The sequence below is a fragment of the Spiroplasma tabanidicola genome (assembly GCF_009730595.1).
Classification (GTDB): Bacteria; Bacillota_I; Bacilli_A; order Mycoplasmatales; family Mycoplasmataceae; genus Spiroplasma_A; species Spiroplasma_A tabanidicola.
Genome location: NZ_CP046276.1, coordinates 181,725 through 205,215 on the forward strand (window position 1 = coordinate 181,725; position 23,491 = coordinate 205,215).

Sequence of the window (23,491 nt, forward strand, 5' to 3'; positions counted from 1 at the left end):
AATTGTAATTTATAATAAAACTAGTATTTACTATGTTAATATTTTAAATAGAAATAAGGAGAATTAAATATGACAAATGGTAGAAAAATTGTTTTAGTAGGTTGTGGAGCTGTAGGAACTAGTTTTGTTTACTCAGCAATTAACCAAGGTTTAGCACAACACTATGTATTAATAGATGTTGTAAAAGATTTTGCAGAAGGAAATGAAATGGACTTAACAGATACTCACGCTGTTTTACCTACGCCTTTCGCAACAATCAAAGCAGGAGATTATTCAGATTGTGGAGATGCTGATATCGTTGTTATTACAGCAGGAAGACCTCAAAAACCAGGAGAAACAAGATTACAAATGGTTGCAGATAATGCAAAAATTATGAAACAAGTAGCTTTAGGAATTAAAGGTTCAGGATTTTCAGGAATAACAATTATTGCATCAAATCCAGTTGATATTTTAACTCAAGTATATCAAGAAGTTACAGGATATGACTCATCAAAAGTTATCTCATCAGGAACTACATTAGACTCATCAAGATTAAGAAAATTATTAGGAGCAAAATTAGATGTTTCTCCTAGATCAGTAAAAGCATACCTAATCGGAGAACATGGTGATTCATCAGTTGCTATTTGAAGTAGATCAATCATTATGGGAAAAACTATTGCTGAATATATTCAAGAAGGAGTTGTGACTGAAGCTGAATTAGAACAAGTAAAAGATGATGCAACTCATATGGCCTATAAAATTATAGAAAAAAAACGAGCAACATTTTATGGAATAGGAGCTTGTTTAGCTAAAATTGTAAAAGCGGTTTTAAATGATGAAAAAGCATCAATGATGGTTGGGGCATATTTAACAGGACAATATGGAGTAGAAGATGTTTACATTAGTGTTCCATGTATTGTTGGAGCAAAAGGTATCGAACAAATCATTGAATGAAAATTATCAGATGATGAACTTGAAGGATTACGTCACTCTGGAGTTACATTAAAAGAAGTATACAAAACTGCAAAAGCAGCAATCCAAGAATAACAATTCTATAATATAAGACTTCCATATTTAAAAAATAATTTTTAAATATGGAAGTCTTTTTTATTTACACTATAAGTTTTCATAAATTTGATATAATACTTTTGTTATATTTTTAGAAAGAAGGTTATTTATGAAATACTACAAAAATATGAAAACCCTATTAATTTGAGGTTTTACTACTGTTGTGGTATTGTTTTTTTTAAATAGTATATTTATATATGCTATTGATTTGCCAAAAATCATAAAAAATGAATACATGTATGGTGAAAAATGAAAACAACTTACAAAAGTAGTTATGGACACTTTAGGTATTTTATCTTTATTAGCTGGTATTATTTCTTGTATTATGTTTTATAAATCTAAAAAAGACTTTTATATAGTATTGTTTTTAACACTTTCGATTGTAGGTACTGTATTTATTTTTGCAATTAACGAAATATTGAATATTGAATATAAAAAAATAATGAAATATTCAAGATTGGGTGTTACTCTTGTTGTTTGTGGTTTAATAACTGGAATTTACTGTAAAAGTATATTAGAAAAAAATAAAGAAAATTTGGATTCTAACATTACTTTTGATCAAAAAAACGCTATTTTTTTTAAATACGGTGCAATATGTGGCATTATTTCAATATTAATATCTTTAATTATTGCTGGTATTAATTTTTATGAAAAAAATTTTAGATTTGAATTTTTAGGGTATGATTTTACAAATATAATTATCTATATAAACGGAATCACAATGGCACTTGCGATTTTAAATTTATTATTCTTTATTCTTTATCTAACTACAAAAAAAAGATGAACAATTACTACAGGACTTGTTATGCTTATAATACTTTGATCATTTGAAACAGGTCCAATATCTGTTATTAGTTGTGTGTTTTTAATGGTTGGAATCGTTTCTAGTTCAAGGAATAAAAGAAATGAAAAAAATAATGATACATATTTAAATAAAGAAGAAAACAAAGAAAATATAGAATAATTAAAAAATAAAAAATTTAGTAAATAAACTAATAAATATAATTCTCTAAGTATACATTATGTTAAAAAAAACATAAAATTATACAAGGAGAATTTTTTATATGGCAAATCATAAAGGCAACAAATCAACAATTTTAGACTTAAACGCTAAAAAAGATCATGTGAATAAACATTTCAATGAGCATATTTCTTACAAAGAATTATCAATGATATATAACATTTCTTATTCAGCGGCTAGAAGGATGTGTATAGATTGAGAAATTTATGGAGAAGCAGTACTTATTTCTAAAACTGGAAAGCACAACAAGCACAATGGTAAAGTTAAGATTAATTCAAAAGATCCAAAAGATTAAAAAATAGCAGAATTAAATAAAAAATTAAAATGGCTAGAAATGGAGAATGAAGTTTTAAAAAAGTTCAATGAACTAATGGAGGATTCAGAAAAAGAGTAATAAATTACTATAAAACCATAGAGAAATATAAAAATAAGTACACTGTTTTATCATTATGTAAACTATTTAAAATTACAAGAGCAAGTTATTATAGATGATGCTGTAAAGGTAAACCAGAATATGATTTAAAAATTGATATGAATCTAGCTCTTAAGATTAAAAATATTTTTACAAATAATAATGGAATATATGGATCACCTAGAATTAGAATTATTTTAAATAATCAAGGTTTAGAGGTAAGTCAAACCAAAGTAGCTAGGATTATGAAAATATTCAAATTATATTCAATTATAAGGGTAAAAAAAATGTATAGAAAGCCAAAAGAAATTAAAACAATTACTCATGGTCCAAATTACGTCAATAGAAACTGATCAATATTTTTAAAAAACGAATGTTGAGTAACTGATGTTTCTTATATACCTTTGAATAAAAAGTTTGCTTATTTAAGCATTATTAAAGATGCTAATACTGGTTTTATTGTTGGTCATAAATTATCACTAAAAAATGATGTTGAACTATATAGAAAAACGCTTGAAAAGGCATCTTTTTATAGAAATGATTTATCTAAAAAGCTTATAATTCATTCTGACAATGTAAATCAATACACTTCTATATTTGCGAAAAAATATGCTAAAAGAAATAATATTATTATTTCGTTATCTAGGCCCGGCAATTCTATAGATAATGCAATGTGTGAAACTTTTTTTTCATCATTAAAAGAAGAATGAAAACAACAACTAAAACAAAATAACTTTTTAGATTTAGAAAAATCAATTGATAATTACATAGAATTTTATAATTATGAAAGAATAATGGTAAAACATAAAACCCCACCAGCCTATGTTTATTTAAAACTAACACAAAATAAAAAGAATGTTTCAAACTATGTTGAAACATTCTTATAAAAAACATTATGTATACTTGACAAAGTATATTTAAGTAAATAAATTAACACTTTTTTGTTTAGATTTTTATATTTATGATAATATTTTTTAGAAAGGAGATATATATATATGAACGCTGGATATTGAAAAAGATATGCTATGAATGTTGTTAATGCTTTATTAATATTTATGACATTAGGTGTATATTTTATTATTTGTTGTATTAGATTTTGATCTGGAGAAAAAAACATGGGTATGTATGCTGCATCAGTTTCTTACTCTGATAGTTCTGCAATGGGTAAACTATTTTTATGCAGAATTTTAGAAGCACTTTTCTGTATTTTGTTTATCCCTTTAATTATAAATTTTATTACAATAATAATGAAAAAAGGAACATTTGCTGAAAGATGAGCAAATAACTTCTTTATTGAAGACTAATAAATAAAAAATGCCAATTGGCATTTTTTATTTATTAAATTATTTAAAAATAATTATAAAATTGTTTTATAATTATTTTATGGGGGTGTCCCGGTTTCGACAGGATAACTTTAGTCCATAATTGCAGTGGTGTAGTAGACCTTAATTACTTCTAGGTTTGATAAAATGCAAACAAAAAATCAGAAAAAATTGAAATGCCAGCATTTATGATCAATAACGCATCAGCTGGAGCTATGTTAATGGCTTAATTAACCCTTTAAGAGTTAATAGCAGTTCACGTTAATTTTGGTTACTCGTGTTTTTCAAAATTAATGCAATACTAAATACGATAGATAATATGATTTTAGTAATAAGTATTATCGAAAATCTATTACTAACGCTATAAATTAAATCTCGCTTCTTCTGTTGATTTATAGTGTAAGTTAGAAGAAACTAAACTGTAGACGTTGTGGTTCGGAGTATTTTGGACGCGGGTTCGATTCCCGCCATCTCCACCATTTTTTTTTGTTTTATAAGAAAGGTTTGTGATTATTATGAATATTTTATTAGCAGCAATTGCATGTCTTTCTTATACTGCAATCGTAGCAATTGTTTATACATTTGCTTGAGGATTATCTAGACATTTATTTGAAAAAATAAAAATTTATTATGAATTAGTTCTTGGAGTTATTCTTGGAGTTATATCTATTTTTGGAGTTATTATTCTTTCGTTAACAATGGGAGAAAATAAAAACTATATGTTATTAATTTTATTACCAATCTTTTTATATTGAACTTGTTTAATATTTATTTCAATTTATGCAACTATTGGAGTTGTTGTTTGAAACTTGTTAGGCTTATTTTTATTTCCAACATTATTCCCACAATACTTTATATCATTTTTAAACACAAGTTCAATTATTTTAATTATTACAAGTTACTTGATGGCTTTTGTAATATATATAATAAATATTTTTTATAAAAAATTAACTACCTGAGTAATTTGATCAATCATTACAATTACATCATTAATCGTTGGAATAGTATTAGCTTTTCCAAATATTAAATCCGATGGCACTGTTGATTATTTAATAACAATATTGTTATGATTAGGAACTGGATATATTACTTATGCATATTTTGCTATTATAAATCAAATTTATAATCATGCTTTAAAATTAAGAAATTTAGTTACTTATGACTATCAATACTATTTAAATCAAGCATCAGCACATGATGAAATATTAAATTACATACATAAAAATAAAATTAGATTTGGAACTTATTTCACATTTTTCATTTCTAACTATGATAAGTTTGATGAAAAAGTAAATAATGAAATTAGAGAAACAGTAGTTACATCAATTGCAAAACAAGCTCATGAAATTTTTACTAAAAATTATAATCAAGTAATTTTTTTTAAACCTAACTACAAAACTTTTGGCATATTTATTCCAATGCTTGAAATGCAAAATAGTGTTAAAGAAGAACAAAGATTAAAATTTGCAGAAAAAATTTCAAGGTCTATTTCTAAAATTCAAACAACTTTTAAAATAGAAAATTTTAAAGTTAGTATTAAAGTTAGAGGTGTAGTTTCATATTATGGGTTTCATTCAAATAGTTTGGAAACTCTTTTTGAATATAATGTTATTACTCAAAACAATGCAGCTTTTAGCGATAGAGAAAAAGTTGTATTAGTAGACCCAAGAAAAGTTTTAAAAGAAAAGACTAAATATAAAAAAATCTTAACCTTAAATGAATTGGTTTCATTAAATAATTCTGCACCAATTTTTGAATCAATTTATAGTATTGAAAAAAATGATTATGAAAGTTTTTATTTAAATAGTGCCGTTGAAGGTATTGAAATAACATCCAATTTATTTAAAGAAAAACTTGAAACTATTAAAGAATATGGACTTAACTCAATATTTATAAGGTACTTAGCTTTGAATGCTTTGAAAAGTATTGCTAAATACAAATCTTATAAAAAAAGAAATTTTATTGAATATGATCCATTATTTATCTCCAGTGAAAGTTTTAGTGTAGATAGTTTTATTTTGAAATTAAAATCTTTAAAAATAGATTTGAAAAAACTAGTTTTTAACTTTCCTATAACTCAAGAAGTCGAGAATAGAGATTTACTAGAAAAAAACATTAATGAACTAAGAGAAAATGGAGTTAGTTTTTCAGTATCAGATTTGGGATCAGAAGCAACAGATTTTGGTCTTTTAGGAATTTATAGACCAAATTATGTTTTTTTGGAAAGAAGTATTGTAAAAAAAATAAATTTAATTAAAGAAAATGAAAAAATTATCAAAAATATTATTAATATTTGTAATAAGATTAATGCAAAGTTAGTTGCAACAGATGTAGATACATATATGATTTACAAATCATTAAAAGAACTTGGTATCAAATATTTTGAGGGAAATCTTATTGGTCATGGAATAGAACCAAAAATGGAATTAGAAAACGAATTAAAATACTTATTAGTAAAATAAAAGGAGAAACATGAAAGAACAAAACATAGTACCAGAGCAGCTCGCCGAAAGATTGAATGAAATTTTAAAAGCAGATGATATTATTTTATATAGAGAAACTTTAAAAAATTATTATCCCGCAGATTTAGCAGAGGCTTTAAGTTGTTTACCATTAGAAAGAATAATAATTGCATTAAGAATTATGCCAACAGAAGATTTGGCGGAAATATTTCCGCATTTTAATAATGAAATACAAGAAGAAATTATTGAATCATATACTTCAGTAGAAATAAAAGAATTATTTGATCAAATTTTTACAGATGATATTGTAGAAATTTTAGAAGAACTACCTTCAAATATTGTTGAAAAAATATTAAGAGCAACTACTCCAGAATCAAGATTATTGATTAACTCAATTTTAAAATATAATGTAAATACTGCAGGAAGTATAATGTCTGTTGATTATACAAGTTTAAAAATAAATTGAACGGTTAAAGAAGCGATAAATATTATTAAAAAAGAAAGAGATGAAGCAGAAGAAGTTCATTACTTCTTTGTAGTTGATGATTTAAATAACTTAAAAGGAGTAGTTGAACTAAAAACTTTATTTTTTTCAAAAAATGAGGCATTAATTGAAGATATCATGGATGATAGATACATTTATGCAAATACAAAAACAGATCAAGAAGAAGTTGCAAATATGTTTAAAAAATATGACATAACAACTTTACCGATTATTAATAGTCAAAATAAACTTGTAGGAATAATTACAGTCGATGACATTTTAGATGTTTTAGAAGAAGAAGCTACAGAAGATATACATATTATGGCAGGAATAAATCCAACAGAAGATGAATATTTTAAAACAAGTGTATTTAAAATGGTTAAATCAAGAATTATTTGATTGCTATTACTAATGGTTTCTGCAACTATAACTCAAGTGATAATTTTAGTTTTTATGAATCTTTATGGTGTTACAAAAGAAACTGCATCATTTGATATAGGAAATAATAATTTTTCAATAAGTTATGTAATGGCAATACTATTGACCCCTTTACTAACAGTAATATCAGGGACAACGGGAAATGCAAGTAACCAATCTTCAACTATGATTGTTAGAGCGCTTTCACTTAAAGAAGTGGAACCAAAAGACTATTGAAGAATATTATGAAAAGAACTAAGGGTATCAACAACACTTGGATTAATTTTAGTTGCTATCAACTTTGTTCGTATGATTGCAATTTATGCAGTAGAGTTTAAAGGAAATATCAATCAAAGAGAGTTATGGTATGCAATAGCAACACTTTCAATATCGATGTTTTTAGCAATTGTATTTTCAAAAGTAATTGGAGCAACATTTCCGTTGCTAGCTCAAAAGATGAAAATTGATCCAGCTATAACAGCAGGGCCATTACTTACAACAATTATTGATGCAATTTCAACAGCGATATTTTTTGGAATAGGAATGATTTTCTTTTTTGTTGTATTATAGAAAGTAAAATTATAGATGAGATTAAGAAATAAAAATTGAACAAAAGAATATATTGAAAAAAATAATAGTTTAATGATTAAAACAGAAAACAAAGTTATGGTAGAAAATCTTTTTGAAAAAACTCAAAAAACATATTTAGAAATAGGTTGTGGTAAAGGACAATTTATTATTAAAAATGCAATTAAATATGAAAATCAAAATTATATAGCCATGGAAAAAGAAACAACTGTTATTGGTATTGCTATAAAAAAAGCTATAGAAACTTTTAAAGGTCATCCCAAAAACTTAAAGTTTTTAAATTGTTATGCTGAAAAATTATTAGACATTTTTTTAGAAAACACATTTGACGGAATTTATTTAAATTTTTCAGATCCTTGACCTAAGAAAAAACATTATAAAAAAAGATTAACTTATATTTGTTTTTTAAATATTTACGAAAAGCTTTTAAAAAAAGATGGCTTAATAGAAATAAAAACCGACAATGATAATTTATATGAGTTTAGTTTAGAACAAATAAAAGACTCAAATTTTGAATTAATATTTAGTACAAATGATCTATATAAGTATGAAAAAAATTTAGTTAATAACATTGCTACTGAATATGAAGAAAAATTTCATAGTCAAAATAAAACTATAAATAAATTAGTTATAAAAAAAATCAGATAGTTATTCATTTTTAATGTTATCTGATTTTTTATTTTCAATTTGTTCTTTTGACTTTTTATAAAAATTAATATAATTTTTTTTAAACTTATCATTGTTATTTAATAGATAAGAATTTATATTAAAAAATATATAAAAATATACTAAGTTATAAACCATTACTATTATAAATGCTCACCAATAACCGCTTGCATAATCTGCCCACTTTAGTTTTTGAATTTGTGCTCCACTAGTTAAATGAATAAAAAAACAAATCACTGCAAAAAATATTATAAATATATGGATGTATCTACTTGATTTAACTTCTACACTAATTACATTTGTTTCTAAATTTGTTGTTGTATGAATATCGTTAAATAAAGTTACCGAAGTTTTAGAGAAATTTAAAACTATACTAATAAAATATATCACTAAAAAGTTTAGAACTAATTGACATGATCATATAACTTTTTGTTTTTTATCAATCGAAATTGTAAATACAACTATAAAAAGAATTATTATTGTTGTAAATATAATTGCTCCCATTCAAATAAGCGGTTTTTTTAAAACTGGTTTTACTAATTTGAAGTCCATATTTATCACCTAGACTTTATTATAAATTAAAATTAGGAAAAATTTTTATTTATAAGTTTAGCACAAAAAATAAATAAAAATATGTGTAAAATAAGTATATATTTAAAGGAGAACAATTAATGACGCCACATATCAGTGCTAAAAAAAACGAAATTGCAAAAGTTGTTTTAATGCCAGGAGATCCATTAAGAGCTAAAATGATTGCTGAAAAATATTTAGAAAATTATAAATTAGTAAATAAAGTTAGAAATATGTTTATGTATACTGGTGAATATAAAGGTATTGAAGTTACTGTTGCAGGAAGTGGTATGGGTTGTCCTAGTATAGGTATTTACTCATATGAATTGTTTAACTTTTATGATGTTGACTATATAATCAGAGTTGGATCATGTGGAAGTTATCGTAAAGAAATTAAAGTTTATGATATTTACAACGTCAAAGAAGCATACGGAGATAGTAATTATGCAAAAATCGCTGCTAATATTGATGAAAAAGTTATTCCTGCTGGAAATAAAATTTATGAAATAATTCAAAAAACAGCAGCTGAAAAAAAAATAAGCATGCATACTGGAAGAATTTATTCTTCTGATGTTTTTTACACATATGAAACAAAAGAAAATTTTGCAGAAGATAATAATTTAGATGTTGTTGAAATGGAATCATTTGCATTATTTGCAAATGCAATTCATGCTAAAAAACAAGCAGGATGTTTATTAACAGTCTCAGATAGTCTTATAACTGAAGAAAAAACAACTGCAGAAGAAAGACAAAATAATTTTTTATCAATGATAGAACTGGCTTTGGATTCAGTTTTGAAAATAACAGATTAAACTGTTATTTTTTTAAGAAAGGGTTTTATGAATATATTAGCAATAGAATCAAGTTGCGATGAGTTTAGTATCGCTATAATGATTGATGGAAAAATTAAAGCAAATATAATTTCTTCGCAGATAAAAGATCATACTAAATATGGAGGAGTTATTCCAGAACTTGCTTCAAGATTACATGTTAAAAATTTTTCTTATGTTTTAAAAGAAGCTTTATATGTAGCAAATTTAAAAATAGAAGAAATTAACCAGATTGCATATACTGCTAATCCAGGTTTAATAGGGAGTTTAATTATCGGAAAAATGGTTGCAGAAACATTAGCGTTATATTTAGATATTCCAATTATGGGTCTTAATCATATTCAAGGTCATATATATGGGGCTGCTATTGAAGAAGACTTTAAATATCCTGTTTTAGCACTTGTTGTAAGCGGAGGCCATACTCAAATAGTTTATTTGAAAGAGTCTTTAAATTTTGAAATTATAGGAACAACTCAGGATGATGCAATAGGTGAATGTTATGATAAAGTGGCGAGAGCAATTGGACTTGGTTATCCTGGTGGTCCTAAAATTGATAAACTTGCACAAAATGGTAATGAAAATTTTTATAAATTTCCAATTGTTAAAAATGACGAAAGTCTAGATTTTTCATATTCTGGTTTAAAAACAGCAAGTCTTAATTTAATCAATAAACTTAAGCAAAACAAGGAAGAAATAAATTTAGAAAATTTTTGTGCAAGTTTTCAAAAATCAGCAATTGATAACTTAATGATAAAGTTTGAAAAAGCTATAAAAAAATTTTTTCCAGCAACTATAACAATTGCAGGAGGGGTTTCTTCCAACAAAATGTTAAGAAAAAAAATTTTTTCCATTTCTTCAATGTATAATATAGATAGAACAATAGTACCGAAATTGCAATACTGCACCGATAATGCTGCAATGATTGCTAAATTATGCAATGAATATTTAATCAAATAAATTTAACAATAGACAGGAGAATAACAATAAAAAATGAGATCATTTTTAAGTAAATTAACAACAATTGACGAAAAAGATTTAACAATTAAAGAAAAGAAAATAGTTGATTATATAAAAAACCACCTTAAAGAAATCGTCGAAACTAATATGAAGATTGAAAGAATGGCACAGGAAGCTGGAACTGGTTATAGTGCAATATATGGATTGTTAAAGAAACTAAATATAAAAGGATTTAGAGATTTTGCCATTTTATTAGCAAATGATGCAGAAAACCAAGAAATTAATATAGCGAAAAATGATGAAAATGTTGTTTATGGTTATATTAATTTAATAAAACAAAATTATGCACTAATTGAAAAAAGATCTATTTTTGAAACATTAAATGTAATTAGAGATGTTTCAAACGCAAGAGTATTCTTCTGTTATTGGGAGAATTTGTTATCTGGACCAGCACAAGAACTATTTAACTTCTTTTATAAAGAAGGTTATAATGCAATATTGCTAGATAGCGATCAAGAAATCTTAAAAGATAGAATAAACTCTTCGGTCGAAAATGATGTTTTTGTATTTTTCACAAGATATGGAAACTCATCTAGATTAAATAGTTTTATAGAAAGTATTGGAGAACTTAAAAGAAAAATAGTTTATGTTTCTGGAAAAGTGGCTTCAAATAACATTACACAATATTTAACTTCAATTCATACTTTAATAGTAGATAATCCAGATCAAAAAGTATTTAAGGGTCATATTTCTCAATCCGTTCCATTTAACTATTTTAATGACCTATTAATTTATCATTATTTAAATTCAGAGGGATAATTAAATGAGTATTTATAAAATAAAACCTAGTTTTTCAAAAAGAATTTGAGGTAGCTCAAAATTAAAAGAACTAGGTTTTAACATAAATAGCAATGATGTTGGTGAAGCTTGAGTAGTTTCGGCACATGAAAATGGAATGGGTTATTTGAATTGAAATGGTAAAGAAATCAGTTTAAAAGATTTTTACAAACAAAATAGTTTTTTTAAAAATAAAAGTGAGCATTTTCCTTTGTTAGTAAAAATAATTACAGCAAATGATTTTTTATCAGTCCAAGTTCATCCAAATGATGATTATGCTTTAAAAAAGCATAATTCACTTGGAAAACCAGAAAGCTGATATATTTTAGATTGTCCAAAAGATGCTACTTTAATTTATGGTCATAGCGCAACTTCAAAAGAAGAATTTGAAAAAGCTATTGAAAATAATCAATGAGATAAAATTTTAAAAAGAGTACCAATTAGCAAAGGGGACTTTTTATATGTTCCACCTGGAAAAATCCATGCTATTACCCCAGGAGTTACATTATATGAATTGCAAAGATCAAGTGATATTACATATAGACTTTATGATTTTGATAGAGCAGATCAAAATGGGGTTAAAAGAGAATTACATATCGATGATTCTTTAAATAATATAAAAATTCCAGATTCAAAAGATATTATTATAAGAAATGCAAAAGATAAGGTTTTTGAATCAGAGTATTTTTCATTGTTTATATATGAAAAGAATAGTAATTTTAAAATTGAAGAAAATGTTGAATGAATGTTGATGACTATTATTGAAGGTAATGGCAAATTAAATAATATTGAAGTTAAAGAAAGTGAATCATTGATCTACTTAGTAGATGAAGATTTAAAAATGGAAGGGGATTTAAAAATTTTAATATCATGAATTAAATCTTAATTAAGGTGAAAAAATGAAAGTAAAAAAAATTGGTACCTTCAATAAAGTGAGAAAAGTTTTTGTCAATTTATATAGTGCATTAGAAAAACCATTTGCACCGACAAAATTCTTTTTAAAAAAATATGATAAGAGTGTCTGACCACTTATTAAAACTAATAATGTTGTTAGAAGGTTTTATAAAAGAGAAGAATTAGTAATTGAAGATTACGAAAATGTTGAACTAATAAATTGTAAATCAAGAGATGGGGTGAATATATCGGCTTATCTTTATACTCCTAATAAAAATTCTAACAAGTGGGTAATTGCAAGCCATTGGTTCGGTGGTTATAAAAACTGGTCATTACACCACGCAAAAGTTTTTACAAAAATGGGATACAATATTATCGCTTTTGATTTCAGAGGGCATGGTGATTCACAAAACATTCCAACCACAATGGGATTAAATGAAGTTTATGATTTAATGGGAGTTTTTGACTGACTTAAAGAAAATAAAACTATAGATCAACTTGCTCTTTTTGGTATAAGCATGGGAGCGTTTTGCTCAAATTTTGTTGCATTAAAATATAGTGATGAATTCAAGCAAGCAAATTTGAAATATATAGTTTCGGATTGTGCATATGGAAGTGTTTATCGTTTATTAATTCATGTTAGAAATATATATTTAAAATTATTTATTAGTAAAAAAAGAGTTAAAAAAATAATTAGAAAACTTATAGCTAAATATAATGAGTCGGAACATAATATTGATTTAAGAGATGCGAGTGTTTTTAAACTATTAAGAGAAGGGTATAAACCAGTATTTCCAACTTTATTTTTTCACAGTAAAGATGATAAAGTAACACCACCAACTGATACTTATGAATTTATTATTGAAAGAAATAAAATGGCTGGTGATGACTATCTTATTTATTCTTATTCAATGCATACACAAGCAATAAGAGAACACTTTAAAACTTATAATTTTAAAATTGCCAAATACATTTCTAGTATGGATAAAAATAGAAAAGATTTTTATAATGTAGTAGATGAGTGAAGTTTGGTAGAATATAATAAAAGAGATCAAGAAGCAGCAGATCTTAAATAGGAGGTAGTATGGATTTAAAAGATTTATTTTTAAATTATCAAAAACATGAGAGTCAAAATGTTACTTTTTTAGGAAGAGTGAGGAGTCATAGACAAGGTAAGGCTGTGAGCTTTTTAGTTTTAAACGATGGTACATCTTTAAATGACGTTCAAGTAGTTTACAAAAGTGAAGTTGAAGGCTTTGATAAAATTAAAGACGCAAGAGTGAGCAGTATTGTTGAAGTATATGGAGAAGTTATTGTAACACCAAGAAAACCTCAACCATTTGAAATACAAGCAAAAAAACTTGTTTTACTAGATCAAGCAGTTGAAGAATATCCTTTACAAAAAAAAGAACATTCACCAGAATTTTTAAGAGAAATTGCTCACCTAAGAGCAAGAACAAAAACTTTTCAATCTATATTTAGACTAAGAAGTTCTTTAGCATACGCAATTCATAAATTTTTTCAAGAACAAAACTATGTATATGTAAATGCTCCAATTATTACAGGAAATGATGCAGAAGGTGCTGGTGAAGCATTTGTTGTAACTACAAGAGAAGATGGAAATTATGAAGAAGACTTCTTTGGAAAAAAAGCATCTTTATCCGTTTCAGGTCAATTGCACGGAGAATCATATGCTCAAGCATTTAATAAAATTTATACTTTTGGACCAACTTTTAGAGCAGAAGACTCTAATACTTCTAGACATGCTGCAGAATTTTGAATGATTGAACCAGAAATTGCTTTTATTGATTTACAAAAAAATTTAGAAATAATTGAATCAATGGTTAAATTTGTAATTAATTATGTAATGGAAAATAATTTAGATGAACTTAAGTTTTGTGAAAAAAATTTAGAATTTGGTTTAATTGAAAAACTAACAAAAGTAAGAGATGCAAAATTTCAAGTATGTACATATGAAGAAGTAATTAATACATTAAAAATAGCAGTTGATGAAGGTCATGTATTTGAAAATAATGACATAAAATTTGGAACAGATCTAGGGTCTGAACATGAAAAATATATTTGTGAAGTTGTTTATAAAGGTCCTACATTTATAATTAATTATCCAAAAGATATTAAAGCATTTTATATGAAACAAAATGATGATAATAAAACTGTTGCTGCATCTGATTTAATAGTTCCTGGAATCGGTGAGTTAGTTGGAGGAAGCCAAAGAGAAGATGACTTTGAAAAATTAATTAGACGTTGTAAAGATATGGGAGTAAATATTGAAGAATTAGATTGATACAATAATTTAAGGAAATATGGATATTATAAATCAGCTGGTTTTGGTTTAGGATTTGAAAGATTAGTTATGTATATAACTGGAGCTTCAAATATTAGAGATGTTATATCATTCCCAAGAACACCAAACAATTTATTATTTTAATTAAAAAACTCTTGCAAGAGTTTTTTAATTAATAAGTGATATTATTATCATATAAAGTTTAATTGTCAATAATGGAGGTAAATATGTTAGTATCATTCGTTTTAGTATCTGAAGGATCATTGAGTACCATTGAAAACTCTTTGAATAGCATATTAGCGCAAACTATTGATGACTATGAAATTGTAATTGTTGGTGATAATAACATTAGTGATAATTCTGAGGATAAAGAATTGAAAAAAAAGTTTTGAGAATTAAAAAATTGTAAATTAGTCTTAAATAGTTCTATTCAAGGATATTCTGTTTCTTGAAATATAGCTATGGATTTAGTTGAAGGTGAATATTTAAAATTTATAGCAGCTAATGATTCAATTGAACCGAATTTTGTAGTAGTATTAAAAGAAAATTTGCAAAAAAATTCAAAGGATCAAATTGATCTTATTGAGCATTTGGTAGAACTAGATGGAATAGGAAAAGGAATATCAACTCAGAATTTTTTAGAAAATCAAAGAATTTATAATCTTGAAAATAATTACGAACCTTTTGCTTTTTTAAATCCGATTTTATTTAACAAAATTTTTAGAACAAAATTAATTCATGAATTTGGATTTAAGTTTAGAAGATTTGTAAGGTTTGATATGTTGTTTGTGTATAAATTTTTAGGACAAACAAAAAAATTTCTTGCATTAAATAATTTAAAAATGGGAACAAGATTTTTAGAACAATCAAAACATTCTGCATTTGATATTGTAAATCAGTGAACTCATATAACAAATTATTATCGTAGAATAGGAAAATATAAATTATTAAAAGATTATATTACTTATGCTTATTACAAAACTTTATGTTATGTTTGATTAGAGTTAATAAGATTATATGATAATAAACTATTAATGAAAAAAGCTGTTAGCTTTGCAGAAAGAAAATTTTCAGAAAAAAGAGAAGACTTTATAAAAAATAATGAAGTGTTCAAATTAAAACGTGATGAAGTTTTTAATAACATTTGTGAAGACTTTAATAAATATTTAAAAGATTTATTAAAAACTTCTAAGTAAGGACAATCATGCAAAAAGAAATAAATGCAAAAAATAAATATAAAGAATACACTTCTTCACAAGAGTGGAATGTACCACATTTGGGAAGAATTTTTTTTGCTAGACTATTTGACATAGTTCTTTCTTCAATTCCAATGATTATACTTTTTTTTACATACAAAGCTGAAAACTGAAAAACAGCTGTTGTTGTAACTTCAACTAATTTAATATTTTTATTTTTTTACTTTGTAGTTTTAACTTATTTTTTAAAGGGTAACACTATTGGAAAATTAATTTTTAACTTAAGAATATTAAAAGAAAATAAAAAAATAACTTTTTGAGATATTTTTTTAAGAGAAATTTATTTTACTTTCATACCAATAATAATACAAATTATTTTTCAAATTATTATTATTACAGTTTTTTGAAATATAAATAAAGATAATAACGAGAAGCCCCAAGGAAAAGAAACAATTAAACTACTTCAAAATATAAGTTACTTGTTTTATGTTTGTTGGTATTTATATATTATAATAACAATTTCATTACAAAAACAACATCAAACTGGATTTGATATGAAAAGAAAAATTTTTGTTAAACATAAAATCAAAAAATTAACAGAATTAAAAAAAGAAAAATTAATTAATAAAAAACATACTCATCTTAAAGATGATAGACCAGGTTTAATAAATCTGAATGAACTAGATTTTTTAAAGGAGAAATATATGAATAAGTTTGAAAACTCATTAAGAAAAATTAATGAACTAGTTGAAAAAAAATATTATACAGGAGCAGTATTTGTTGTTTCAAAAAATAAAAAAGTTATTTTTAAAGATTGTATAGGAATAAATGATACAGATATAAATGAACCAATGAAAGAAAATTTATTATTCAAAGCTTATTCTATGACTAAACCACTAACTGTAGTTGCTTTTTTTATTTTAGTACAAAGAGGATTAATTTCATTAGAAACAAAATTGGAAGATATATATGAAGATTTTAAAAATATAAAAGTTTTTAAAGATCATAAAACAAAAGAAACAGAAAGTATAAAAAATAAAATTACAATGAAACATTTATTAACTATGACAGCAGGGTTTACATATCATGGTATGTTTAATCAAACTGAAAAACTTACATCAGTTTTTTTAAATAATTTTGAAAAAAATAATGAAGTTGGTCACTGAGATTATAATAAGTTTTGTAAAGAATTAGCAAAAGTACCTTTAGCATTTCAACCAGGAACAAGTTGATACTATGGAATTGGCTTAGACGTTTTATCAGCAGTAATAGAAAAAGTTAGTGGACAAAAATTTTATGAGTTTGTAAAAGAAACAATTTTTGACAAGCTAGATATGAAAGATAGTGCTTTTAATATTTTTGATAGAAGTCGCGAGGCTTGTGTTTATAATTTAACTACAGAGAATGAAATAAATACTTTAACAAAAAATAATAATTTTGAGTTTTTATTTCAAGATGTTCATGAGCAAACTCCAATAGCGCTAGGTGGTTCTGGACTTATTACAACAGCAAATGACTACAATGTATTTTTGAATTTTCTACTAGATGGTAAAGATAAAAATGGAAATGAACTTTTAGAGTTAAGATTAATAAATGAAATTTCAAAAGACCAAATTAAAGAATTAAAAAAAGATTTTAGATGAACTTTAAATGAAGATTACAGTTATGGTTATGGAGTTAGAGTCAGAATAAAAAACGAGAACTATCCTTTAACAGCTATAGGAGAATTTGGTTGAGGAGGATTACTTGGTTCAACAGCGCTTGTAGATCCTAAAAATAAAATCACTATGACAATTATGTTAAGTTCAAAACCAGGAAATAATAAAATTATAGAGCATGATTTTTTAGATGCTTTTTATAAAGATTTAAAAGAAGAAAAATTAATTTAAGGAGAAATATGCACAGTTTTTTAGAAGGACTTAATGACAATCAACTAGAAAGTATAATTACTACAGATGTTCCGTTAAGAGTTATTGCAGGAGCAGGTAGCGGTAAGACAAGAGTTATAACAAACAAAATTGCTTATCTTGTAGAGCAAGAACAAATAAATCCATTCAAAATTTTAGCAGTTACATTTACAAATAAAGCTGCAAATGAAATGAAAAATAGAATAAAAAAAATATCACACAATAAATATACTATTCCTCACATAATGACTTTTCATGCATTTTGTGTAAGAGTTTTGAGAGAAGATTATGAACTTTTAAATTTAAAAAAAGATTTCGTTATCATTGATACAAGTGAGCAAGAAAAAATAATTAGAAAGCTTTTAAAAACTTTAAATTTAGATGATTCTAAAAATAAACCAGAAAGAAAAATAATTTCAAAAATAAGTAAATGAAAGTCTAGTTTTGTTACTTGAGATGATGCATATGAAAGTAGTTTTAATCCTACTGATAAAAGTTATGCAAAAGTTTATAGAGATTATGAAGATTATTTAAAAGAAAATGGATATGTAGATTTTGATGATTTACTTTTAAAGGTTCATGCACTTTTAAAATATAATATTGAAACTAGAAAAAAATGAATAAATCGTTTTAGTTATATTTTAGTTGATGAGTTTCAAGATACAAATAATGTTCAATATGATTTAATAAAATGATTAACAGATAAAAGAGGTTGTTTAACAGTAGTTGGAGATCCAGACCAAACTATTTATTCTTGAAGAGGTGCAAAGGTTAACATAATTTTAAATTTTGAAAGAGAGTTTCAAAATGCAAGAACAATTTTATTAGACCAAAATTATCGTTCAACAAAACCAATTTTAGATTTAGCAAATAGTTTTATTCAAAATAATAAAAATAGAGAAGATAAAAATATTTATACTCAAAAAAAAGAAGGAGAAAAAGTAGAAGTAAAAGAATGTGCTACAAAATATTTTGAAGCAAAATATATAGCAAAAAAAATTGAAGAATTAGTTAAAAATCATAAATATGCATATTCAGATATTTTTGTTTTGTATAGAATAAATGCTTGATCAGTAGACTTTGAAAAAGAGTTTGCAAACTCTAAAATACCTTTTCAATTAGTTGGAGGATTTCAATTCAGAGACAGAAAAGTAATTAAAGATGTAACTGCCTTATTAAAAGCAATTGCAATAAAAGATAATTTTTCTTTTGAAAGAGTATTTAGTTTTGTTCCTAAAGTTGGTGCAGTAACTGCTGATAGATTATTTAATTGTGCAGAAGAAAATGACTTAAATATGTTTGAACTATTAACACAAAGAGAAGATTTAGTTGCAAAAATATCTAAGCACTTAGGTGAAATTACAAATGTTCTAAGAGATTGTAATCAAATGTTTTTAGATAACAAACCAGTTGTTGAAATTGCAAGCTATGCAATTAACAAATCAGGATATAAAGAAAGACTTGATTTAAAAGATAAAGACGGAGTAGATTCTAGTGAAAACTTAAATGCTTATTTAGATCAAATGAGAAGATTTGATAATGATTATGAAGCAAATGAATCAGATGGAAATAGATTAATTAAGTTTCTACAAGAAGAAACATTAAATATGACTTCAGAAGATATATTTGAAACCCCAAATAAAGTAACTTTAATGACTATCCATGCAGCTAAAGGGCTAGAAAACAAAGTTATATTCATAGTTGGTTTAAGTAGTGATGTTTTTCCATCAAGAATGAGCATGTATTCTAAAGAAGGGTTAGAAGAAGAAAGAAGAACTTTTTATGTTGCTATAACAAGAGCGCAAGAAAGACTATATATTTCTTATGTTTCAGGAGAGTATTCATATTTAGCAAACGGTGAATTTGGACCTAGTCGTTTTATCAACGAATTAGACCCAAATTTATACAGTATTGAAAAAAGTATTTTTTTTCACTCTTCAACAGAAATGTCAAGCAAAAAATACGACTCAGGAGTAGTTGAAACAGTACCTCAAAAACTAGATGCTGGTGTAAAAACTGGTGAAATTATTGAACATTTGATGTTTGGAGAAGGTGTTGTTAATAAAATAATGGATAAATATATTCAAGTATCATTTTCAAATCCGGCTTATGGAACAAAACTAATACCAATAAGTTCAAATAGTTGAAATAAAAAATAGTATTTTTCAAAAATATTAAACTTTTTATATATAATATACTTTGTTAGGAGGATTAAAGTATGACTTCATTTACAGCAAAAGTTATTGATCCAGTTGGGTTACATGCAAGACCTGCATCAGTTTTAACAAAAGAAGCTTCAAAATACGCTTCAGATATTAAAATTATTTGTGGTGAAAAAGAAGGTAACTTAAAATCAATTATGAACGTTATGGCTTTAGCGGTTAAATCAGGGGCTGAAGTAACTATTCAAGCATCAGGAGAAGATGAAAAAGAAGCTATCACAGCAATTGAACACGCTATGAGAGAAAACTCAATTATCTAAATATAAACATAAAATGGTTTTTTTATAATAAAATCATTTTTTTTTATTTAAAGTTATAATTATCTTGTATTTAAAAATTTATTTTAATATTAATTTTAACAAATTTTTTCATACTGTATTTTGAAGATAAAAATTTTAAATAGAGATTATGTAACTTAGAAGAAAGGATAACTATAAAATGATAGAGCTAAAAAATGTTTGTAGAAAACTTGGTAATTTTAGTCTAAAAGATGTTAGTTTTCAAATTAAAAAAGGTGCTGTTGTTGCTTTTGTTGGTGACAATGGCGCGGGTAAAACTACAACTATTAAAGCAATTTTTGGAGAACTAAAAATTGATAGTGGCGAAATTCTTATGGATGGTGAAAATTTATTTTCAAAAAATAATTTACACAGATTAGCATTTTTTCCAGATTCAAACAATATACCGTTAAATATCAAAGTACATGATTATATGTTATATATTTGTGCCGCTAACGGTATTCCATCATCAAAAGCTGCAAAAAAAATTGATGATGTTTACAAACTTTTAGAACTAAGACCATATAAAAATAAGTATATTAAACAACTTTCAGCTGGTTGAAAGAAAAAAGCTATTATGGCAAGTGTTCTAATTAGAAGACCAGAATATATAGTATTTGATGAACCAACAGCTAATGTTGACGTTGAGTCAAAAATGTATTTTATGAGTATTTTAGAATTATTAATTAATCAAGGGATAACAATTATGATAACAAGTCATATTATTGAAGAGTTACAAGAGGTTGCTAACTATCTTGTTTTAATAAAAAAAGGTGAAATTGTTCACGCTTCTGAATTTAATAATAAAACACAACACATTATGGACGTATATAAAAAATATATGAAAAACCCAATTAAGGATTTATCAATTTTAAGAAAATTGTATAACAAGGAGTTATAAAATGGAAAAAACATTTGAACAAAATCAAGTACAACATAATGAAAAATTCAGAAAGCCAAAAGTTAATACGAGAGTAATTTTTTGTATTAACCTTAAAATGACATTTAAAAACCCAGGTGTAATTGTTGCATTCATACTTCATTTGCTTGCATTAATTGCGATATTGTTTGTAGAAACAAGTGTTGGAATTCAACCACAATCTATAAAAGATATTTCTACATATAAAGTTTTATTTTATGTACTAACAACATTATCAACTATATTTTTTGTGATGATGCTTATGTTATTTTTGTTTAAAAAACAAAAAAAATCAGGTATACATGCAATTGAGTTAAGAGCGGGTCTTGCAACTTGAAAATCATATATAATTAGATTTTTAGTAGCTTTTTCAGTTATTACAATTGCTAATTTAATTATTTTAGGATTTGTTGCAATATTAGGAATTTTAATGCCTGTTTCAAATGAATTATACTTAGCATTTCCTTATTCACAAGCTGCGTTTAATTTCTTTTTAGCAATCATTATTATTCTTATTTTATTGCCATTGTTTATATATTCATCAACTATGGTAGGAACATTATTATCAACTGTTTTAATGTTTGCGTTTTCATTAAGTCCTATATTTGCATCAATTAGATATAGTTTTATGGGAAGGGATGTTCAAGATGATTATGCTTTAAAATTCAATGCAATTAATGATTTTTATAATGCAACAAAAAATGATCAAAATGTTAATAAAATTTTTCAAGATGAGGCGGTTTCAACAACTGATTCTAGATCAAAACTTTTAACAACTATTGAAAAAAATTTTGTAGGTTCATCAACTTCTCAGTTTAAAAGTTTAGCATTTCCTATTCCTCAAAACATAAAAGATTATTCAAATAATTTAATGAGAAAATCTGAATCAGAAGAACAGTACCCAATCAACCCTTATGAGTGAAATCTTGTTAATAATGATCCAAGTACAATGAATAATAATTTCTTGAGTATTCCTTTTACTAGTTTAATATGAGACTCAATTTTAACTGACTCTTTAAGTATTGGTCAAGTTAACTATGATTTTTCTTATGTCCCATCAGTAAGCAAAACACAAAGAATTAAAAAAAGTATTTTTGAAGGTACAGAAATAAAAAATGTCTTAGATAAAATTTATGATGCTTTAGAAAAAAATCAAAGCAACATTTCCTCAAATAACGAAAACCAAATTCCTTCTTTATTTATCAATAAGCAATCACAATATAAGGCTGTAAAAACAAAAACAATTCTTGTAAATAATTTTGCAAGGCAACTTGGAAATTATATTCCAGAATTTTCAAATATTTTAAATTCAGTAGCAAAAATTTATGATAAATATGCTGCTGTATTTAATGAACAACAAACTTCTATCTTAAAAAATAGTAAACCACTTAATGTTGTTTACAATTATAATAGCGACGGATATAAAGCAGAAGATTTTTATACTTCTGATTTTAGAGCAAACTCATTTTCTTCTAGACAACTTTATAATCCTGTAAATAATCCAAATAAAGGGAAAAATTATAGAGAAGCTTACTCTGTTGATTATGCATATTTTAGCGAGTACAAAAAGTACAAAGCTCAATCAAACGAAGAAGCAAATAACCAAAATGAGTATGATCTGGGAGATACAGGATTGGAAGAACTTAATGATAATGAAAAAAGTATAATAGAAAATAATAAAAAAGTTGAAAACTTGTATAAAAAATTTCCTGAAATTACAATAATTAACTGACTAATTGTTAATATGTGATATGAGTCACTTGCTATTGCGGTTTCTTCAGTTGACGATCTATATGATTACTATGTAAATTCAAAAAATGGATCAAAATTAACTTTTGATATATTTAGACATTTTGCAGTTATGTCAAGTGGATTATTATCAAATAGTTCAATTAATGACTCATATAATAATTATTCAGGTGCACCAATTTATCAAGGACAAACATCATCTATTAAAAATATTTTAGATTATGAGAAATATTTACCAGAGTATGTAGATAGTTATAATGTACAAAAACCTTACCTTGAAGAAGGTGCGGTTATTTATAAAAATTCATTTATTATACCATTAGCATATGCAATGTATTTATTAATTGCTTCACCACTAGCTTATTTAGGTTATTTAGCTTATAGAAAAAAAATTAGAGTTTAGGAGAT

The 23,491-nt window shown here is 25.2% G+C and carries 21 protein-coding genes and 1 other RNA gene; 21 read left to right on the forward strand and 1 reads right to left on the reverse strand.

What is annotated here, in order from left to right:
* The first annotated feature begins 69 nt into the window (after nt 1-69).
* The 9 genes from STABA_RS00870 to trmB all read left to right on the forward strand — a co-directional run bounded on the left by STABA_RS00870 (nt 70) and on the right by trmB (nt 8,401).
* Nucleotides 70-1,026: an L-lactate dehydrogenase gene (locus STABA_RS00870; RefSeq protein WP_156005588.1), complete on the forward strand. Its 957-nt coding sequence runs from the start codon at nt 70-72 to the stop codon at nt 1,024-1,026.
* Nucleotides 1,027-1,156: 130 nt separating this feature from the next.
* A complete protein-coding gene (locus STABA_RS00875; protein WP_156005590.1) occupies nt 1,157-2,011 on the forward strand; it encodes a hypothetical protein in 855 nt (284 codons plus the stop codon).
* Nucleotides 2,012-2,111: 100 nt separating this feature from the next.
* Nucleotides 2,112-2,363, forward strand: coding sequence for a hypothetical protein (locus STABA_RS00880; protein WP_156005592.1), 252 nt, complete (start codon nt 2,112-2,114; stop codon nt 2,361-2,363).
* A 29-nt stretch (nt 2,364-2,392) separates the two neighbouring features.
* A complete protein-coding gene (locus STABA_RS00885; protein WP_156005595.1) occupies nt 2,393-3,367 on the forward strand; it encodes an IS3 family transposase in 975 nt (324 codons plus the stop codon).
* Between the two features lie 108 nt (nt 3,368-3,475).
* Nucleotides 3,476-3,784 (forward strand): hypothetical protein, encoded by a 309-nt coding sequence (locus tag STABA_RS00890; RefSeq protein WP_156005598.1) that lies wholly within the window; start codon nt 3,476-3,478, stop codon nt 3,782-3,784.
* Nucleotides 3,785-3,865: 81 nt separating this feature from the next.
* Nucleotides 3,866-4,281: a transfer-messenger RNA gene (gene ssrA, locus STABA_RS00895) on the forward strand.
* Between the two features lie 36 nt (nt 4,282-4,317).
* Nucleotides 4,318-6,264 (forward strand): EAL domain-containing protein, encoded by a 1,947-nt coding sequence (locus STABA_RS00900; protein WP_156005601.1) that lies wholly within the window; start codon nt 4,318-4,320, stop codon nt 6,262-6,264.
* Nucleotides 6,265-6,274: 10 nt separating this feature from the next.
* Nucleotides 6,275-7,735, forward strand: coding sequence for a magnesium transporter (mgtE, locus tag STABA_RS00905; protein WP_156005603.1), 1,461 nt, complete (start codon nt 6,275-6,277; stop codon nt 7,733-7,735).
* 15 nt (nt 7,736-7,750) lie between these two features.
* Entirely contained in the window at nt 7,751-8,401 is a 651-nt protein-coding gene (gene trmB / locus STABA_RS00910; protein ID WP_156005606.1) for a tRNA (guanosine(46)-N7)-methyltransferase TrmB, read from the forward strand.
* Here trmB and STABA_RS00915 read toward each other — a convergent pair whose 3' ends face one another.
* Nucleotides 8,402-8,971 carry a hypothetical protein gene (locus STABA_RS00915; protein ID WP_156005612.1) on the reverse strand — a complete coding sequence of 190 codons (570 nt, stop codon included), beginning with the start codon at nt 8,969-8,971 and terminating at the stop codon, nt 8,402-8,404.
* A gap of 119 nt (nt 8,972-9,090) precedes the next feature.
* On the opposite strand from STABA_RS00915, the gene deoD reads away from it, so the two are divergent.
* The 12 genes from deoD (at nt 9,091) to STABA_RS00975 (ending at nt 23,486) form a co-directional block, all read left to right on the forward strand.
* Nucleotides 9,091-9,801: a purine-nucleoside phosphorylase gene (gene deoD / locus STABA_RS00920; protein WP_156005615.1), complete on the forward strand. Its 711-nt coding sequence runs from the start codon at nt 9,091-9,093 to the stop codon at nt 9,799-9,801.
* A 27-nt stretch (nt 9,802-9,828) separates the two neighbouring features.
* Nucleotides 9,829-10,776 carry a tRNA (adenosine(37)-N6)-threonylcarbamoyltransferase complex transferase subunit TsaD gene (tsaD, locus tag STABA_RS00925; RefSeq protein ID WP_156005618.1) on the forward strand — a complete coding sequence of 316 codons (948 nt, stop codon included), beginning with the start codon at nt 9,829-9,831 and terminating at the stop codon, nt 10,774-10,776.
* Between the two features lie 33 nt (nt 10,777-10,809).
* The gene (locus STABA_RS00930) at nt 10,810-11,595 is read left to right on the forward strand and encodes a MurR/RpiR family transcriptional regulator (RefSeq protein ID WP_156005621.1); all 786 of its coding nucleotides are present in this window, start codon (nt 10,810-10,812) and stop codon (nt 11,593-11,595) included.
* 4 nt (nt 11,596-11,599) lie between these two features.
* Complete coding sequence (locus tag STABA_RS00935) at nt 11,600-12,499, forward strand: type I phosphomannose isomerase catalytic subunit (RefSeq protein ID WP_156005624.1); 900 nt, start codon at nt 11,600-11,602, stop codon at nt 12,497-12,499.
* A gap of 13 nt (nt 12,500-12,512) precedes the next feature.
* Nucleotides 12,513-13,583, forward strand: coding sequence for an alpha/beta hydrolase (locus STABA_RS00940; RefSeq protein ID WP_156005627.1), 1,071 nt, complete (start codon nt 12,513-12,515; stop codon nt 13,581-13,583).
* 8 nt (nt 13,584-13,591) lie between these two features.
* Entirely contained in the window at nt 13,592-14,956 is a 1,365-nt protein-coding gene (gene asnS / locus STABA_RS00945) for an asparagine--tRNA ligase (protein ID WP_156005630.1), read from the forward strand.
* Between the two features lie 83 nt (nt 14,957-15,039).
* Nucleotides 15,040-16,008: a glycosyltransferase family 2 protein gene (locus STABA_RS00950; protein WP_156005632.1), complete on the forward strand. Its 969-nt coding sequence runs from the start codon at nt 15,040-15,042 to the stop codon at nt 16,006-16,008.
* An 8-nt stretch (nt 16,009-16,016) separates the two neighbouring features.
* Complete coding sequence (locus STABA_RS00955) at nt 16,017-17,897, forward strand: serine hydrolase (protein WP_156005634.1); 1,881 nt, start codon at nt 16,017-16,019, stop codon at nt 17,895-17,897.
* An 8-nt stretch (nt 17,898-17,905) separates the two neighbouring features.
* Nucleotides 17,906-20,074, forward strand: coding sequence for an ATP-dependent helicase (locus STABA_RS00960; protein WP_156005636.1), 2,169 nt, complete (start codon nt 17,906-17,908; stop codon nt 20,072-20,074).
* 59 nt (nt 20,075-20,133) lie between these two features.
* On the forward strand, nt 20,134-20,397 hold the full coding sequence (locus tag STABA_RS00965) for an HPr family phosphocarrier protein (protein ID WP_156005638.1): 264 nt from the start codon (nt 20,134-20,136) through the stop codon (nt 20,395-20,397).
* A 178-nt stretch (nt 20,398-20,575) separates the two neighbouring features.
* Nucleotides 20,576-21,316, forward strand: a complete 741-nt coding sequence (locus tag STABA_RS00970; protein WP_156005640.1) for an ABC transporter ATP-binding protein — start codon at nt 20,576-20,578, stop codon at nt 21,314-21,316.
* Between the two features lies 1 nt (nt 21,317).
* Nucleotides 21,318-23,486: a hypothetical protein gene (locus tag STABA_RS00975; protein ID WP_156005642.1), complete on the forward strand. Its 2,169-nt coding sequence runs from the start codon at nt 21,318-21,320 to the stop codon at nt 23,484-23,486.
* Nucleotides 23,487-23,491: the final 5 nt, after the last annotated feature.